The 14,980-nt window shown below is 68.3% G+C and carries 13 protein-coding genes and 1 pseudogene; 6 read left to right on the top strand and 8 right to left on the bottom strand.

The window, feature by feature from the left end:
• Positions 1-299: 299 nt before the first annotated feature.
• A complete protein-coding gene (locus AC07AG_RS04635; protein ID WP_478751771.1) occupies positions 300-1,190 on the bottom strand; it encodes a CPBP family glutamic-type intramembrane protease in 891 nt (296 codons plus the stop codon).
• A 660-nt stretch (positions 1,191-1,850) separates the two neighbouring features.
• On the opposite strand from AC07AG_RS04635, the gene AC07AG_RS04630 reads away from it, so the two are divergent.
• Positions 1,851-2,591: a class I SAM-dependent methyltransferase gene (locus tag AC07AG_RS04630; RefSeq protein ID WP_478751769.1), complete on the top strand. Its 741-nt coding sequence runs from the start codon at positions 1,851-1,853 to the stop codon at positions 2,589-2,591.
• Positions 2,592-2,974: 383 nt separating this feature from the next.
• Here the strand turns inward: AC07AG_RS04630 and AC07AG_RS04625 are convergent, their stop codons facing one another.
• Positions 2,975-3,925, bottom strand: coding sequence for a LysR family transcriptional regulator (locus AC07AG_RS04625; RefSeq protein ID WP_478751767.1), 951 nt, complete (start codon positions 3,923-3,925; stop codon positions 2,975-2,977).
• A gap of 100 nt (positions 3,926-4,025) precedes the next feature.
• On the opposite strand from AC07AG_RS04625, the gene pcaD reads away from it, so the two are divergent.
• On the top strand, positions 4,026-4,832 hold the full coding sequence (gene pcaD / locus AC07AG_RS04620; RefSeq protein WP_478751765.1) for a 3-oxoadipate enol-lactonase: 807 nt from the start codon (positions 4,026-4,028) through the stop codon (positions 4,830-4,832).
• Between the two features lie 147 nt (positions 4,833-4,979).
• Here pcaD and AC07AG_RS04615 read toward each other — a convergent pair whose 3' ends face one another.
• Positions 4,980-5,579 carry a GOLPH3/VPS74 family protein gene (locus tag AC07AG_RS04615; protein WP_478751763.1) on the bottom strand — a complete coding sequence of 200 codons (600 nt, stop codon included), beginning with the start codon at positions 5,577-5,579 and terminating at the stop codon, positions 4,980-4,982.
• Positions 5,580-5,854: 275 nt separating this feature from the next.
• On the opposite strand from AC07AG_RS04615, the pseudogene AC07AG_RS04610 reads away from it, so the two are divergent.
• Positions 5,855-6,392, top strand: a pseudogene (locus AC07AG_RS04610) (N-acetyltransferase family protein).
• A 204-nt stretch (positions 6,393-6,596) separates the two neighbouring features.
• Here the strand turns inward: AC07AG_RS04610 and AC07AG_RS04605 are convergent.
• The 3 genes from AC07AG_RS04605 to AC07AG_RS04595 all read right to left on the bottom strand — a co-directional run bounded on the left by AC07AG_RS04605 (position 6,597) and on the right by AC07AG_RS04595 (position 9,925).
• A complete protein-coding gene (locus AC07AG_RS04605; RefSeq protein ID WP_478751761.1) occupies positions 6,597-8,015 on the bottom strand; it encodes an FG-GAP and VCBS repeat-containing protein in 1,419 nt (472 codons plus the stop codon).
• 321 nt (positions 8,016-8,336) lie between these two features.
• Positions 8,337-8,675 (bottom strand): thioredoxin family protein, encoded by a 339-nt coding sequence (locus AC07AG_RS04600; RefSeq protein WP_478751759.1) that lies wholly within the window; start codon positions 8,673-8,675, stop codon positions 8,337-8,339.
• Positions 8,676-8,785: 110 nt separating this feature from the next.
• Entirely contained in the window at positions 8,786-9,925 is a 1,140-nt protein-coding gene (locus AC07AG_RS04595; protein WP_478751757.1) for a PucR family transcriptional regulator, read from the bottom strand.
• Positions 9,926-10,012: 87 nt separating this feature from the next.
• Here AC07AG_RS04595 and AC07AG_RS04590 point away from each other — a divergent pair, with 87 nt between their 5' ends.
• A complete protein-coding gene (locus AC07AG_RS04590; RefSeq protein WP_478751755.1) occupies positions 10,013-11,068 on the top strand; it encodes a ferredoxin reductase in 1,056 nt (351 codons plus the stop codon).
• Between the two features lie 7 nt (positions 11,069-11,075).
• Positions 11,076-12,200, top strand: coding sequence for a fatty acid desaturase family protein (locus AC07AG_RS04585; RefSeq protein ID WP_478751753.1), 1,125 nt, complete (start codon positions 11,076-11,078; stop codon positions 12,198-12,200).
• Positions 12,201-12,320: 120 nt separating this feature from the next.
• On the opposite strand, the gene AC07AG_RS04580 is transcribed toward AC07AG_RS04585, so the two are convergent.
• Positions 12,321-13,187: an LLM class flavin-dependent oxidoreductase gene (locus AC07AG_RS04580; protein ID WP_478751751.1), complete on the bottom strand. Its 867-nt coding sequence runs from the start codon at positions 13,185-13,187 to the stop codon at positions 12,321-12,323.
• A 397-nt stretch (positions 13,188-13,584) separates the two neighbouring features.
• Between AC07AG_RS04580 and AC07AG_RS04575 the strand changes: the two genes are divergently transcribed.
• The gene (locus AC07AG_RS04575) at positions 13,585-13,788 is read left to right on the top strand and encodes a hypothetical protein (protein ID WP_478751749.1); all 204 of its coding nucleotides are present in this window, start codon (positions 13,585-13,587) and stop codon (positions 13,786-13,788) included.
• Between the two features lie 114 nt (positions 13,789-13,902).
• Here the strand turns inward: AC07AG_RS04575 and AC07AG_RS04570 are convergent, their stop codons facing one another.
• Entirely contained in the window at positions 13,903-14,424 is a 522-nt protein-coding gene (locus AC07AG_RS04570) for a L,D-transpeptidase family protein (RefSeq protein WP_478751748.1), read from the bottom strand.
• Positions 14,425-14,980 lie beyond the last annotated feature (556 nt).

The raw sequence follows: 14,980 nt of genomic DNA, 5'->3' as shown, positions 1-14,980 counted from the left end.
CCGTGCGATGCCGCACCGGCACCCACTATTGCGACGGCGGCAGGCGGTAGGCGGTAGGCGGTAGGCGGCAGTTGACGCGATGCAGCTGGAGGCGGCCGGGTATGGACGTCCCCTCGCCAGGCGGCCAGCCGTCGCGGAACGGCCAGGTGCCAGTGAGCCCCGTCGGCCCGGATGATCGACTCACACGGTCACCGCAACGTGACGCGTCGGCCCCGTCGGCGCCGTCGACGAACCAATGTGGTGCGGCGGGCAGGCCGCCCGCCGATCGGGCTGGGCGGGGTGGACCTCGCCATACAGGCTCAGCCCACCGGGGGTTGGGCCTCCTGGCTTAGCCGACCAGACACGGTCGCGGCCTTCCGGCCGGTGCCTGCCGGTGCGGCCGGGTCCGCCGTACGCCGCCGCCACAGCGCGAACAGGGCCATGGCAACCAGCAGATACACAAGCACGAGGAGCTCCGCGCCCGGCGCCGTCTGCACGGACCACCCCGCACCTCGCCGGTCGCCCTCGAACACAACGCGGTTGACGGTGAGGAACGTGAGATGCGCGCCGATACCGACCCACAGCGGAGCGTGCCGCACTGCCGTGCGGGCCTTGACGAGCATCAGGCCGAAGACCGTGAGAAGGATCAGGTAGTCGACCGGGTTCTGCCCTCCGGGCGCGAGGCCGACGGGCCCGCCCTCGCCGCCGACAAGGCGCGACGCGCCTGCCTCCACCACCGTCGAGACACCGGGCACGACAAGGAACACGGCCGTCGTCCCGAGCGCCGATATTGCCCCGCCGAACCGACTCCGCAGCGACGTCCACGTAAAGCCGCGCAGCGTCGTCTCCTCGGGCAGCGCCTCGAGGAGCAGAGCGATCACGGCGTTCGTCACGATGTATCCGGCGAGCGTGGGCAGATCAGGGCGTGACCAGTGCAGCATCCCGGCGGCTGTGCCGACACCGAGCACCAGCGCCGCGGACCCCGCCGTCACACCCACGCCGACGAGCAGAGCCCGCAGACTCGGGCCCACACCGCCGAACCCGATGTCAGCGAGCGAGCAGCGCCGCCGACGCAGCGCGAACACGACGAGCGGCATGGCCACCGCGCTGACGAGCGCGGCAGGCACCAGACGGGCCGCGAACCCGGTCACCCCGACGGCGTCGGCTACCACCGGGCCCACCCCGGTGCCGACCCCCAGCGCCACGGCCATGATGAGACCTCCGCCCAGAGCCCTGCTCAAAGCCCCGAATAGGGAAGGGGGCACCAGGGAGTGAACGGACGAGTCGGAGCGAGGGTCGGTCATTGCACTCTCCTTGCTGAACACCCGGTTACACCAGGGGTGTTCACCATCCTTGGTGCCCACGCGATCACCGGGGTCGTAGCGGCGGATGAAATGCAGATACATCTTTCGATGCAGGAGCCGCGACGCTTCGGCTCCCGTTACAACTACTGCGGCCTGCTCCGGACCACCGTCGCCGCCCCCGAGCCGCTCCCCGCAGGCACCCGCCAGGTCCGCGCCGAGTTCGCCTACGACGACGGCATCGGCAAGGGCGGCACCCTCTCGCTCTTCGTCGACGGCACCCAGGTCGCCCAGGGCGGCTCGACCGGCAAGGACACCGGCGGAACCGAGGTTCCCGCGGCGGTCGGCCCACTGGATTCGGCAGCGAGCGTTACGCGAAGCGCAACACGGTCGAGCGAGCCATCAACCGCCTCAAGGGGTTGCGTGCCGTCGACACCCGCTACGAGAAGCGCGCCTACATCTGCCTCGACACCGCCACCCTCGCAGCCCTCGCCATCTGGCTCCGCACATGATCCGAGAGAGGGCCTAATCGTGTTGACCGCCCCCGGCAGGCAGTGCTGGAGTCGGCACGTGGACAGCATCCCCGCCAACCGGCGGCTCTGGAACCAGATCAGCAGCGCCTACCAGCACGAGCACGACCCGCAAATCGGCGCCACACCCCGTCTGTGGGGCATGTACTCCATCCCCGACGCGCACCTGCACGCCCTGGGCGACGTCACCGGCAAGCGCGTCCTCGAACTCGGCTGCGGCGCCGGCCAGTGGTCCAGGGCGCTCGCCGCCGAGGGCGCCACCGTGGTCGGGCTCGACCTGTCCGAGGCCCAACTCGCGGCAGCAGCCCGCGCGATGGGAACGGCCCGCTACCCGCTGGTGCAAGGAGCCGCCGAACAACTTCCCTTCGCCAGCGAAAGCTTCGACCTGGTGTTCTGCGACTTCGGTGGACTCAGCTGGGCGCCCCCGCACCTGGCCGTCCCGGAGGCCGCACGTGTCTTGGGCCGAGGCGGGCGCCTGGTGTTCAACGTCGCCAGCCCATGGTTCGAGGCCTGCTACGACGAAGCCGCCAGCCGCGTGACCACGACGCTGCAGCAGGACTACTTCGGGCTGAACACCATCGCCGAGGACGACGGCGCGATCAGCTACCAGCTCACCTACGGCGACTGGGTCAGGGTCCTGCGCGACGCGGGTCTCATCATCGACGACCTCATCGAGCCGCGGCCCCAACTCGGAACACCCAACGGCTACAACGAAACCGACCCACCCGACTGGGCACACCGCTGGCCGGCGGAACTGCTCTGGGTAACCCACAAACCGTAAGTTCCACCGCGCCGAGACGTGAAGGCATCTACTCGCCGGGCAGGCCTGGGCGCGCCCGGACACTCCGGTCGGTCCCCAGGGAAACGCACCCTCTCCTGACAGGGCTATGACAGGGACTTCACCGGGGTCGCTCTTCATCGGCGGTGACCGCCCGACAGTCCTGCGCGGCGGCGGCCCGCTGTTCGCGGGCCTGCTCCCACCGGCGGGTCTTTGCCCATGCTGCGGCGGTCACGGCCTAGTGAGCTGTTGCTTGGTGGCCGTACGGCACCCCGGCGGACTCCCAGCCACACCGGCCAGTCGACCGTCGGCCGACGACCATCGCCCATCGACCGAGGGCTCTTGCCCGCCGCACCGGGGGCGGGTCACTTGACCTACTGCGGGCCCTACCGGAGGGGGTGTTGCGGCGTCTTCTTCGCCCCGGGCACACGGCCCAGCGCCGGCCGCAGAACCGGTGCACGGCGCTCCAAGAACTCCCACAGCTTGTCGGCGACCGGCCCGTGCGGCCGGTCGCGCCGGCGGGCTGCCGAGAGTTCCTCGACCACACCGGGAAAGTGCCGTCCAGCGATGGAAAGCAGCCTTCCGTCACGCAACTCGGTCTCGATCATGAACCGCGGCACGTGTCCCCATGCCATGCCGTGCAAGATCAGCTCCTTCTTCATGAGGTGGTCCGGAACGGAGCTTTGGGGCGCACCTTCGACCAGGAAGTGGCCCGGTTCGGCCGGATGCCGCGCCGAATCCCGGACCACGCACTGCGTGAAGGCCTGCATCCGCTGCGGTGTGATGTCGGTGTCCGGAAGGAAGGGCAGGAAACCGGGCGCCACAACGGGCACCAGCGCGACGCGGCCGAGAGCGATCCACTCCATCCGCACGTCACTCTTGGGGACTCGGTGCACGATGAGGTCGGCTTCGTCCTCCAGCAGCCGCTCCCAGGGGCCGGTGACCGTCTCGAACTGCAGGTGCAGTCGTGTCTGCGGGCACTGCGCGAAGAAGCCGCTGAGCATCTCCAACACCGGCGGAAGCGGGCACAAGTCCCCGAGCACCACACGCAGCTCGGTCTCTTCGCCCATCACCAGCTGCTCGGCGTAAGTCTGCAGCTCCTGGGCCTCGTGCAGCAGGAAACGCACCTTGCGGTGGAAGGCGTGACCCGCCTCGGTGAGCTGGACCCGATAGCCCGAGCGGTCCAGCAAGTCCAGGCCCAGCTGGCGCTCCAGCTTGGCGACTGCCGCGAACACAGAAGGGTGCGAGCGGTGCAGGCGCTCGGCGGCGGCCTGGAAACCGCCGTCGAGCACAACGGCGTTGAAGCACTGCAACTCGTGGAGCGTGAAGTTCGACATCGTCCAGGAAACCTACAGGGATCGTCCAATCTTTGTAATAGCAATCAGCCAGGCGGTGTTCATAGGCTGAGCACATAACCGCTGATTCACAGGAGCTGACATGACTTCCCAGACCCCTACTGCCATCACCACCGGCGATGGCGTGCGCATCGCCTACCGCTTCGACGGTGACGAGAACAAGCCGGTGCTGCTGCTCTCGAACTCCATCGGGACCGACCTGCACATGTGGGACGGACAGGTGCCGGCACTGACCGAGCACTTCCGACTGCTGCGGTACGACGCGCGCGGCCACGGCGCCTCCGATGTCCCGGACGGCCCCTATTCCCTGGACCGGCTGGGACGCGACGTCGTGGAACTGCTCGATACCCTGGGCCTGCAACGGGTGCACGTGCTGGGCCTGTCCCTGGGCGGAATCGTCGCGCAGTGGCTGGGGATCCACGTACCCGACCGCGTCGACCGCCTGATCCTCTCCAACACCGCCGCATCCCTCGGCCCGGCCAGCCAGTGGGACCAGCCGATCGCCGAACTTCTGCAGGCCCCCGACATGCAGGCTACCGCGGAAAGTTTCCTGCACAACTGGTTCCCGGCCCACATGCTGCAAGGCGACAACGAGGTCGTCGAGGGCTTCCGCCACACTCTGCTCGCCACCCAGCGCCAGGGCGTGGCCGGAAGCTGGGCCGCGGTGCGCGACTACGACCTGAGCCGCACGGCCACACTCATCGACAGCCCGACACTGGTCATCGCCGGCGAGTACGACACCGTCACCTCCGCCGACCACGGCAGAGAACTCGCCGCGACCGTCCCCGGCGCACGGTTCACCCTGCTGCCCACGGTGCACATGGCGAACGTCGAAGGGGAGAAGGAGTTTCTGGCCGCCGTGGTGGCCTTCCTCACCGAACAGCCCTGAGAGGTCCTCGCTGCCCCGTGTCCGGATACCCTTTCGAGTGGCGGTGTCTCATGAGACATCGTGATCAGGCTGGGGGTCGGTCACACACCCCGGCCGTGCGACCGCGTCGCCGTCGGACCCGACCGTGCGCCCGGAGGCGGGCTCGGCTCACGGTCCGCGCCAGAGGTTGGCGAAGGCCGCGTTCTCGACGGTCCGCCTCTGGCGTACGGCCTCCAGTTCCATCACCGCGTCATGGACGGCGGCCAGCACCGTCGTCACCGCCTCGTCATCGAGGCCGGGCTCATCGTCGGATCGTTCGTCGTCGATGCCCACGACCGCGGCGAGGGCGGCCAGGACTGGTTCCTTCCTCTTCCAGCGGTCGGCTGCACGGCGGCGCGCGGGCGTATCCACCGGTTCCACGCGTGCCGAGCCGAAGGACAACCGGCCGCTTCGCTGCGGCTTCAGCTCATCGTTCGCCTCCAGGGCGGCCTGGTACGCGGCCGAGAGATCGCGGCCCCGGCGCCACAGCCAGTCCTCGATCCGCTCGTACGGTGCCTGCCGAGTGAGTCCTGCCGCAGCCTCGCCCATGAACTGATCGTCCAGCGTCGGCTGTCCACCCGGCACGATGCGGTCGCCGTCCACGGCAACCGCCCCCGCACCGATGAGATCGATCAGCTCGGCTCCCGCGAGTGCGAGGGACAGGTCGCCCTGTCCCACGGAATGCTTCAGGTCCATGGCGGTGATGAACAGGTCTTTCGCCGTGGTCATGAACGGCTCCCCTCGGAGTCATCGACAAAGGTGCGTCCCCATCGCCGGTCAGGCCTGCGTCCGAGGCCTGACCGGAGGTGGGGGCGACTGTCACCATCAGTATCGCCCCGCCCGCGCGGCCGAAGCCTTCTCGCAAGGCGGCGGGAGTTTCTGCCGACGACGTCGGAACGGCGGGTCTTCAGCGTGGGGCATGGGAGCGACCTCCGCTGGCTCGACACTTGTAGGCCGAGCTCGGCGAACACCGGCTTGTCAGAGGCGGGTGCCATGATCTCGGGATGGTCGCCGACGCCCTTGCCTTTCAGCAGTTCGCCTCACCCAGCGACGTCAACTCGCAGCTCCGCTCTGCCATCACCGAGTGCTGGGTCGAGGTGACCAACGCGGGCGGGGCGGCTGGCTTCCCCTTCCCTCCTGTAGAGGCCACCACGGCGGCTCAGGCCCTCGATCGCATCGTCGGCCTGCTGTCCCCTGACACCAGCAGACTCCTGACGGCGACGGTGGACGGGAACCTCGCAGGCTGGCTCAACGTCCGTCGCGACCGGTTCGAGCTGATTGCGCACTGGGGCACGCTGCACCACGTCCAGACCCGCACTGCCGTACGTGGGCGCGGAGTCGGCCGTGCACTCATGCAAGAGGTACGCAGGGTGCCAGGGACGACATGGGCCTGGAACAGCTGCGCCTTGCCGCCCGCGGCGGGGGCTGGAGGACTTCTACGGGCGGCTCGGGTGGTCGGAAGTCGGCCGGTGGCCCGGCGCCCTCCGGTTCGCCGCAGGTGAGGACCGCGACGAGATCCTTATGGTGCTGGCGCCGCTCTGAAGCCACACCATCTCGCGGCATGCCGCAGCAGCCGAACTACTCAGGGCCTCCAGGCCAACTGAGACGCTCCGAGCGGCCAAGTGAAGCGCTCCCTACGTTGTTCTGCGGGACGTGGTGAGCCCTTCAGTCACTGTCCTGTGCCATCGAAGGTTGATCGCGTGTCACCGAAGACTGAGTGGCGCGCAGGTAATGGAGCCCGCAGCGTCAGTTCCGCGCGTCCATCCCCACCTTCGCCGCTGCGGTGAGCTTCGGGTCCCTGGCGGGGAACTTTGCCTTCCCTCCTGGGAAGAGCAGGAGACCGCCCGGCGTCTCGGCCACCACGTCCGCATACTTGTCGCCGTTGACGTCCAGCGGGGGCAGCGTGGCGCTCATCGATTCCCGGCCGTAGGTCGTCGCGTCGAAGGCGGTGGCCCGGGACGGGTCGGGGCCGGAGCCGTCGGTTGCGCCGGGCAACAGCGTGAAGCGGCCCGCCTTGTCCTCGCCCGGAGTGTTGACCACCAGGTCCGTATGCCCGTCGCCGTTCATGTCGCCGGTGCCGGAGACGGCACCGAACATGTCCTTGCCCTGCGAATCGCCGGGGATGCCCGGCGTCTCCTGGTTGTACACCGTGTTGCGGCGGCCCTTACCCGGGCCACCCGCGGCGCCGTAGACGATGGTGAGCTGTCCCGCGTCGAGGCCGTCGGCCGGTGACGAGACGCCCCCTCCTCCGACGAGGAGGTCGGTGACGCCGTCGCCGTCCACGTCGCCGGCCAGCGGCGTCAGGACTCCGTCCTCGATGCTGTTGTCCAGGCCCTCGGGCGGGGCGGCCTGGACAGGCCCGTCAGGGCTGCCGCGGAAGTAGGCGGCTGCCGGGATCGGGTCCGAGCTCGGCTCCTCGTCGTCCGCATACGGCGGGCTGCCGGTGAAGAGCAGGTCGTCGAAGCCGTCGCCGTCGAAGTCGCCGACGGTAGCCCCGCCTCCAGCGGCCTCCCAGTCCCGCCCCACCAGCCGGGCCGGGGCGCCGTCCCGGTCGAACGGGCCGTACGCAATCCGCCCTGGTATCCGGGAGGGGTCCTTCTCCTGCGCCCCCTTGCCGCGGTCGATCAGGTCGAGGGCCCCGTCACCGTTGACATCGGCCACGGCCATCGCGAGGAACTGGCCGCGGGCGGCCACGGTCACCGGTTTGCCGAGGCCGTTCTTGCCGCCGAACATGACGACCGCCTGGTAGGTGGCGCCCGGCTGCTCGGTCTTCCGGCCCGGTCGCGTCGGTTCACGGGTGGCGACCAGGTCCGTGAATCCGTCGCCGTCGAGGTCGCCGCGGAGCAGCGGGCCGCTGTAGACGTCGCTGTAACGCGTGGCGCGGGCCGCGTCCAGTCCGCTCTTCGAGCCCGGGACGACCACTACGTGCCAGGCTTGTGACCCGCCGGAGGCACGGTTCGCTTCGACGGTGACGAAGTCGTCGTAGCCGTCCTTGTCGAAGTCGCCGGTACCGGACTCGCTGCGACCGTCGCGATCACGCGGGGCCGGACGGCTCTCCCCCGTACCGTCGGCTGTCGCGTCCCGGCTCCCGCCATCGCCTGCGCAACCCGTGAGCAGTAGGGCTGTGCAGCCGAGCAGGACGAGAGTGAACCGGGGGGCAACCACGTGGCCTCCTGACGCAGGGGTGTTGTCGGAGGAGGCTGACCTGCCACGTGTCACAGCAGAGCCAAGATCCGGATCCGTGTACGCACCCGCGAGCTCCCCCACCGCCACCCCCTGACGACCAGCACCCCGTGCCACTCAGACTTCGATGGCACAAACCTAGTGATCGTCAACCTTCGATGGCAATGATCAAGGTTCGATGGCACAGGACACCAGTGACCAGATCGCCCTCAGTTCTGACGACTGGTACCCGAAGTGATGAGGCGCTCGACCTAGACGGGACGAGACGTGACGGGCGTCGCGGCCACGTGCCGCAGCGGCTGCTCAGAGATGACCGTCCAGGAAGTTCCGTACCTCGGCGATGGTCATGGGCCCCGTGCCGTGCGCCACCGCCTCTCCCTCCTTCAGCAGGACGTAGGACGGGGCTCCGGTGACCCCGTATCGCTCGGTCGCGGCCGGACAACGCGTGATGTCGGTGCGGACGACCGTCAGGCGGCCCGTGTAGTCGTCGGCGATGGCACCCACGACCAGGTCCATCACCCGGCAGGGCTCGATTGCCTTGGGCCATGTCCCGGTGAAGTACGCGAGAACCGGAACTCCGCCCATCCCGAGGATGAAATTGAACTCCGCGTCCTCGCGGGGTCGGTGAACCCGCTTCGCCATTTCAGCTCCTGACCTCACGTTGCGTCATTCCAGCCCCATCATCCCTCGCGGACACGGACACGGACGCGGTCGTGGACGACGGACGCGGTCGTGGACGGTCGACGTACGCGTCAGCCGGCCCCAAGACCGACCGCCAGCGTCAGTTCAAGGACCCGGTGGGGCGAGGCGAGGTCCGGAAACAGCTCCCGCAGCTGCGACATCCGGTACCGGACTGTCTGGGGATGGACGAACAACGCCGCCGCCACCTCCTCCCGTCTGCCCTGGTGCAGCAGCCACTCCCGCAACGTCTCCTCCAGCCGCCGTGCGGTCGAGTCGGGCAAGGCCCGCAATGGTGCGAGGGCTCGGGCACGCAGATCTGCGAACGCGTCGGCGTCGGCGCTCAGCACCAGCTCGGGCAGGTGGTCCTCGGTGTCGCGAATATCAGCGGAGAGGGAGCGCGCTCGTACGGCGCGTGCGTACGAGGCGGACGCACGAGTCCATGACCGGGCCGGGCCGACCACGGCGGTGCGGTCGGTCAGCTGCCGCAGGAGATGTGATCGGTCGGCATCGGGGACGAGCAGCACACCGGTGGCGTCCGGCAGATCGTCGAGGATGAGAGTGCTCGGGTCGAGCGTGCGGTAGGCGGGCCGGGCCTGGGCCGCGGGGAGCAGGACCGCGGTCAGGGAAACCGGAGGCTGCCACCCTGCCCGTTGAACAGAGGCCAGCAGTACGTCCTGGCTCGCGCCGGCGAGGAGGTCGCGGGCCAGCTGTTCCAGGTGGCGCTCGTGGGCCCTGCCCCGGGCGGCCAGCTCGTCGGCGTGGCCCGCCGCGCTCGCGGCGGAGAGCTCGTCGATGTAGGCGAAGGTCAGCTCGGCGAACTTGGCGACCTCGGCGGCGGGCAGACCTGCGGGTACGGCACCCGCTGCCAGGCATCGCCAGGCCACACGGGCGCCGACGCGGTAGGCGCCGAGCAGGGCGTCCATCGAGCGGCCGTCGCGCACCTCGCCGCGGCCCAGCTCATAAGCCGCGTCACCGGCGTCGCCGCCTGTGGCGTTCCCGCTCGCGAGGTCCAGATAGTGGCCCAGGGCGGTGCGGACGGCTCGGCGGATGGTACCGCCCATACGGCCCGAAAGGGCGTTGGCGTAAGGAGGGACCTCGTCGATGATCGCCTGGACGACCTCGTCGGCGGTGGTCTTCAGCACGGCCCGAAGTGCGGTGACCGTCGTCTCATCCAGGGCCAGCTCGCTGGCCCTCCGGGTTGCATGGCTCACGTTTTTGTTCCCTGCGAACAATTGAGTCGACCAGATTTACGTCCTGCGGTCAGGACTTTACGCCTTGAGGCGCACCAAGCTGGGGCCATGACGAGTACAGCCCTCCGCAGCAGGGCGTGGAAACTGCTGGAGATGGTCACGACGCCGCTGCTGCCGTCGGACTACCTCGACCTGGTCAGCCCGCTGCGTGCGGGCGCTGACCTGCGTGGGCGCATCGAGGCCGTGCACCCGGAGACGGATGACGCCGCGACCATCGTGATCAGGCCGGGACGGGGCTGGCGCGGCCACACAGCCGGTCAGTACGTGCGGATCGGAGTCGACATCGACGGGGTGCGCCTGTGGCGTGCCTACTCCATCACCTCGCCGACGAACCGCCAGGACGGCCGCGTCACGATCACCGTGAAGGCGATCCCGGACGGCAAGGTCAGCAACCACCTGGTCCGCAGGTCGAAACCGGGCACGCTGATCCAGCTCGACCAGCCGACCGGTGACTTCGTGCTGCCGCAGACCAAGCCCGCCAAGGTGCTCTACCTGACGGCCGGCAGCGGCATCACGCCCGTGATGGGCATGCTGCGCGACAGCGAGTTCGACGACGTCGTCATGGTCCACTGCGCGCCACAGCCGCACGACGTGATCTTCCGCAACGAACTGCACGACCTGGTCGCGGACAAGAAGCTGCGGCTCACAGAGGTGCACACCGACACGGACGGCATGCTCGACATCACCCGTCTCGACGAACTCGTGCCCGACTGGGCCGAGCGCGAGACCTGGGCTTGCGGGCCCGCGGGCCTGCTGGACGCCGCCGAGGAGCACTGGACCGAGCACGGCGTCCAAGAGCGCCTGCACACCGAACGCTTCCGCCCCAGCATCGTCGTCGCCGGTGACGGCGGCGAGGTCACGTTCAGCGTCACCGGCAAGGCCGTCGACGCGGACGGCGCCACGCCGTTGCTGGACATCGGCGAGGAGGCCGGTGTGCTCATGCCCTCCGGGTGCCGCATGGGCATCTGCTTCGGCTGCGTCACGCCGCTCAAGGCGGGCGCCGTCCGCGACCTGCGCACCGGCGAGATCACCGAGGCCGAGCCGGGCGTCCTCATCCAGACCTGCGTGTCCGCCGCGGCGGGCCCCTGCGACATCGAACGGTAGGAGCACCTTGACCGCCATCGACCCCACCGCCCACCTGACCGCGCAGCAGATCGAGGAGCTGGGCCGCGAGCTGGACGCGATCCGCGACGAGGTGATCGCCGACCGCGGCGAGAAGGACGCCGCCTACATCCGCAAGGTCATCTCGGCGCAGCGCAAGCTCGAGCTGGTCAGCAGGGGCGTGCTGCTGTTCTCGATCTTCCCGCCCGCGTGGCTGCTCGGCACCGCCGGGCTGTCCGTGGCGAAGATCATGGACAACATGGAGATCGGCCACAACATCCTGCACGGCCAGTGGGACTGGATGCGGGACCCGAAGATCCACTCCACCACCTGGGAGTGGGATCACGTCTCGCCGTCCGAGCAGTGGAAGCACTCGCACAACGAGCTGCACCACACGTACACCAACGTGATCGGCAAGGACAACGACCTCGGCTACGGCATCATGCGCGTGGACGAGGACCAGAAGTGGCACCCGTTCCACCTCGGCCAGCCGCTGTGGAACTTCCTCAACGCCTGCTTCTTCGAGTACGGCATCGCAGCGTACGACCTGGAGCTCGGCAAGAACCTGAACAAGCGGCGCCGCAAGAACCCGGAGTTCCACGCGCGGGCCAAGGCCGTGGGCCGCAAGATCCGCAAGCAGGTGCTCAAGGACTACGTGATCCACCCGCTCCTTTCGGGCCCGTCGTTCCTCACCACGCTCGGCGCCACGTTCACCGCGAACCTGGTCCGCAACATCTGGACCCACTCGGTGATCATGTGCGGGCACTTCCCCGAGGGCGTACAGGTCTTCGAGCGCCGGTCGATCAAGGGCGAGACGCGCGGCCAGTGGTACCTGCGCCAGATGATGGGCTCGGCGAACATCAGCGGCAGCAAGGCCATGCACTTCATGACCGGCAACCTGTCGCACCAGATCGAGCACCACCTGTTCCCGGACCTGCCGAGCAACCGGTACGCCGAGGTCGCGGTGAAGGTACGCGCGCTGTTCGAGAAGTACGAGCTGGAGTACGTCACCGGCCCGCTGCCCAAGCAGGTGTTCTCCGCGTGGCACAAGGTCTTCCGGCTCTCACTGCCGAACAAGAAGCCAAAGGTCAAAACGCCGGACCGCGAGCAGGATCTCGATCTCGTCGCCGCCTGATTCCCGGTATTGGTTCAGACCTCTCGGCCCTACCGGCGGCACTGTCGGCGCTGCGCGAGGCGTCCGGCGCCCGGTAGGAGTACAGCCCAGAGAGGACACCGCTGCTTTCCAGAACACGGCCTAATCGAGTACCGGTGGCCCCGCCTCGATGCGCCGCAGCACCGAAGCCAGGCAGTCCACGTCGGGGCCGGGATCGAGTTGCCTTTCGTCCCACCAGGTGGCACCCGCGTCGCGCAGCGGGCCGATCACGTCCTTGGCCTTGGCAGCGTCCGCCGGAGTGGCGCCGCCGACTACGAGGTCGAAGGAGCGCTGGGTGTCGCCTTCTCGATGACCGCGCACATAGGTGATCAACTCCCGCACATCCCCGCGGTCCGGCGGGTATCCGTGCAGGGCGTTCTTGAACAGAGGAACCGCGCCGTCCCACCGCGCGGCCCGTCGCATGGGCGGACGGTTCGGCCAGAATCCCCCGATCCACACCGGCGGCCGGGGCCGCTGCACGGTGGCGGGCTGCAGGCTCACGTTCCGCGCCTGGTAGTGCCGACCGTGATGGTCGACGGCCTCGCCCGTCCAGAACCGCGCCAACAGCTCCAGCCCTTCGTCCAGTCGCTCGGCCAGCACACGTCGATCGGTGGAGTCGCCGAAGCTGCCGTACTCGTCCTCGACCGGCCCGCCAAGCCCCGCGGCGAAGACGACCCTTCCTCCGCTGAGGTTGTCCAAGGTGGCCACGTGCCGCGCGAGTTGCTGCGGCCGATATCGAGCTACCGGAGTGAGCAGCGTCCCCACCCGGATCTGTGACGTCGCGAGTGCGGCCGCGGTCAGCAGCATCCACGCGTCCCCGAAGGGCCGCCCCGAGTACCCCCGGTAATGGACGTGGTCCCAGACGAAGAGCCCGTCCCACCCGCACTCCTCGGCCGCCGCCGCCACGGTTGCCACGTTTCGAGGGTCAGCGAAGTCGCCGAAGTTCGGGATATTGATCGAGAATCGCATCCGGGCATCGTGGGCTACCCCCACCTGCCCAGGCAACGGATTATGCGCGGTCACACAGTGGAATCCATCGGTGCCCTCGGCTGCGGGGCACAGCAGAACGAGCAGGCGTGGTCATGTGCGCGAAGTCCGGTCCCTTCAACCACAGAAGGTTCACGGGCCGCGAACGGAGTCAGGTCCCAGCTCCGCCCTGGTCTGCCGGTGCAAGCTCAACTCCCGTGCCAAGTCCTGGATCTGGGGCAGATCCGCACCGCCAACCCGACAACTGCGGCGCCGAAATACATACACCGTTCGAGGCGTCCAGTCAGGAAGATATGCGCCAAAAGCAGCAAAATACCCGGAGCGATGCGGATACGCCGCTACTTCAGGGAAAGGAAGGGAGACTAGAAAAGAGAGTTGAATGTTCGATGCCATCATTCTCATCGGCTTGGTCGTCGGTGTGTCTCTGCAGATTCAGGCAGTGTGGGACATGAGCCGCACCCCGTACGACGGTGAAGACGCGCTCGCCGTGCACTCGCAGGCGGTTGTTCTGGCGGCAGCGGGGTCCGTGTGCGCGCTCGGCGCCCTGGTCGCCGCACTCCTGGCCACCACCATGACCCCCTAGACCTCCACAGGCGGCGATCCGGCAGTCACCGTCGCCTCCACTGCCCCAGGTACGCACAGGATCTGAGCCGGCGACACCAATGTGTTGCCGGCTCAGACGTACTTGCGCGCCCTGTCAACGAAGCAGTTCAGATTTCGGCCCCATGACGATGACCGGCCGACGCTCTGGGTCCAGGAGTCTCAACAGCAGGCGCAGCTGCTGGCGCGGCAGAGAAATGCAGCCCTTTGTCGGCCCTCCGTGGTCGACGTGAACCCATACTCCCCCGCCTTTGCCCAGTCCGAGTGGGCGCACCTTGTCCAAGGGCGAGAATCCTGAGCGTCGGTTGTAGTCGATCGCCACGACGTAGTCGAAGGAACCGGCAAGCGATTCACCGTCGAAGCCGGTACCTGGCTCATCGAATTCCTCATCCATGTCGTACGGCAGCCGCGTTCCAGGGTTGGGCAGGAGACCGCCCGCGTCGCCGATCCGGAATACTCCGACAGGAGAGCGCAGATCTCCGGCGCGGTGATCGCCGGTCCACCCGAGCATCGCGTTGCGGGCTTGCCACGGCCCTGCCGTGCTGGTCCAGCGAGAAGACCGCTCTCTTGCGTAGAGAACGGCAGTAGCGTTGTTCTCTTTTGATTTACCGGTGACCACAAGGACCTGCCGCGTCTCGGGTCCGATCTGAGCTTGCGTATACGGTCCGAGGCCAGGAATGCGGTGAATCCCCGCGGCGTCCGGGCCGGGCCCCGGGAGCCCCACCGCCGGAACACGCGAGCCAGCGGCGGAAGGGCCATGAGACGGGGAGGTCGGGGGGCTTGCGCACCCGACCAGGAGAAGGCAACTGGCCACTGCGAGCCTACTCCAGCAAGGGCTATGGACTGTGGGGCGCATGCTCTGTTCCTTTTGGCGTGACCGCGGGCTACCCGGGATGGCTCATGGTTGGAATGAGGTGCGGAATGGACTGGTCAGCGAGATTTCCGCTGACACGCGGGGTGCACCGTATGGCTCATTCAGCCGGGCTTCGTGCGCTGACGCTCCATCAAATCCGCCCACCAGAGGAGAGAAAGGGGCTCGGGATGGCGCTTTTCCCTTCCCCTTCCCCTTCTTTCTTTCCCAGCCTTCTCTTCTCTTCCCGGATACAAGCGCGACCGTCACCCAACATCACCAAGTTGCTGCAATCAGCTGTCCCCTTCGGCACCACAACGCCGCC

This window comes from Streptomyces sp. NPDC044044 (genome assembly GCF_056434405.1).
This window is presented reverse-complemented; position numbering and strand designations above follow the sequence as displayed.

Excerpts from the sequence above, each read along its gene's own strand:
- AC07AG_RS04635 (WP_478751771.1), bottom strand. The coding sequence starts at position 1,190 with ATGGCCGTGGCGCTGGGGGTCGGCACCGGGGTGGGCCCGGTGGTAGCC.
- AC07AG_RS04625 (WP_478751767.1), bottom strand. The coding sequence starts at position 3,925 with ATGTCGAACTTCACGCTCCACGAGTTGCAGTGCTTCAACGCCGTTGTG.
- pcaD (WP_478751765.1), top strand. The coding sequence starts at position 4,026 with ATGACTTCCCAGACCCCTACTGCCATCACCACCGGCGATGGCGTGCGC.
- AC07AG_RS04615 (WP_478751763.1), bottom strand. The coding sequence starts at position 5,579 with ATGACCACGGCGAAAGACCTGTTCATCACCGCCATGGACCTGAAGCAT.
- AC07AG_RS04600 (WP_478751759.1), bottom strand. The coding sequence starts at position 8,675 with ATGGCGAAGCGGGTTCACCGACCCCGCGAGGACGCGGAGTTCAATTTC.
- AC07AG_RS04590 (WP_478751755.1), top strand. The coding sequence starts at position 10,013 with ATGACGAGTACAGCCCTCCGCAGCAGGGCGTGGAAACTGCTGGAGATG.
- AC07AG_RS04580 (WP_478751751.1), bottom strand. The coding sequence starts at position 13,187 with ATGCGATTCTCGATCAATATCCCGAACTTCGGCGACTTCGCTGACCCT.
- AC07AG_RS04575 (WP_478751749.1), top strand. The coding sequence starts at position 13,585 with ATGTTCGATGCCATCATTCTCATCGGCTTGGTCGTCGGTGTGTCTCTG.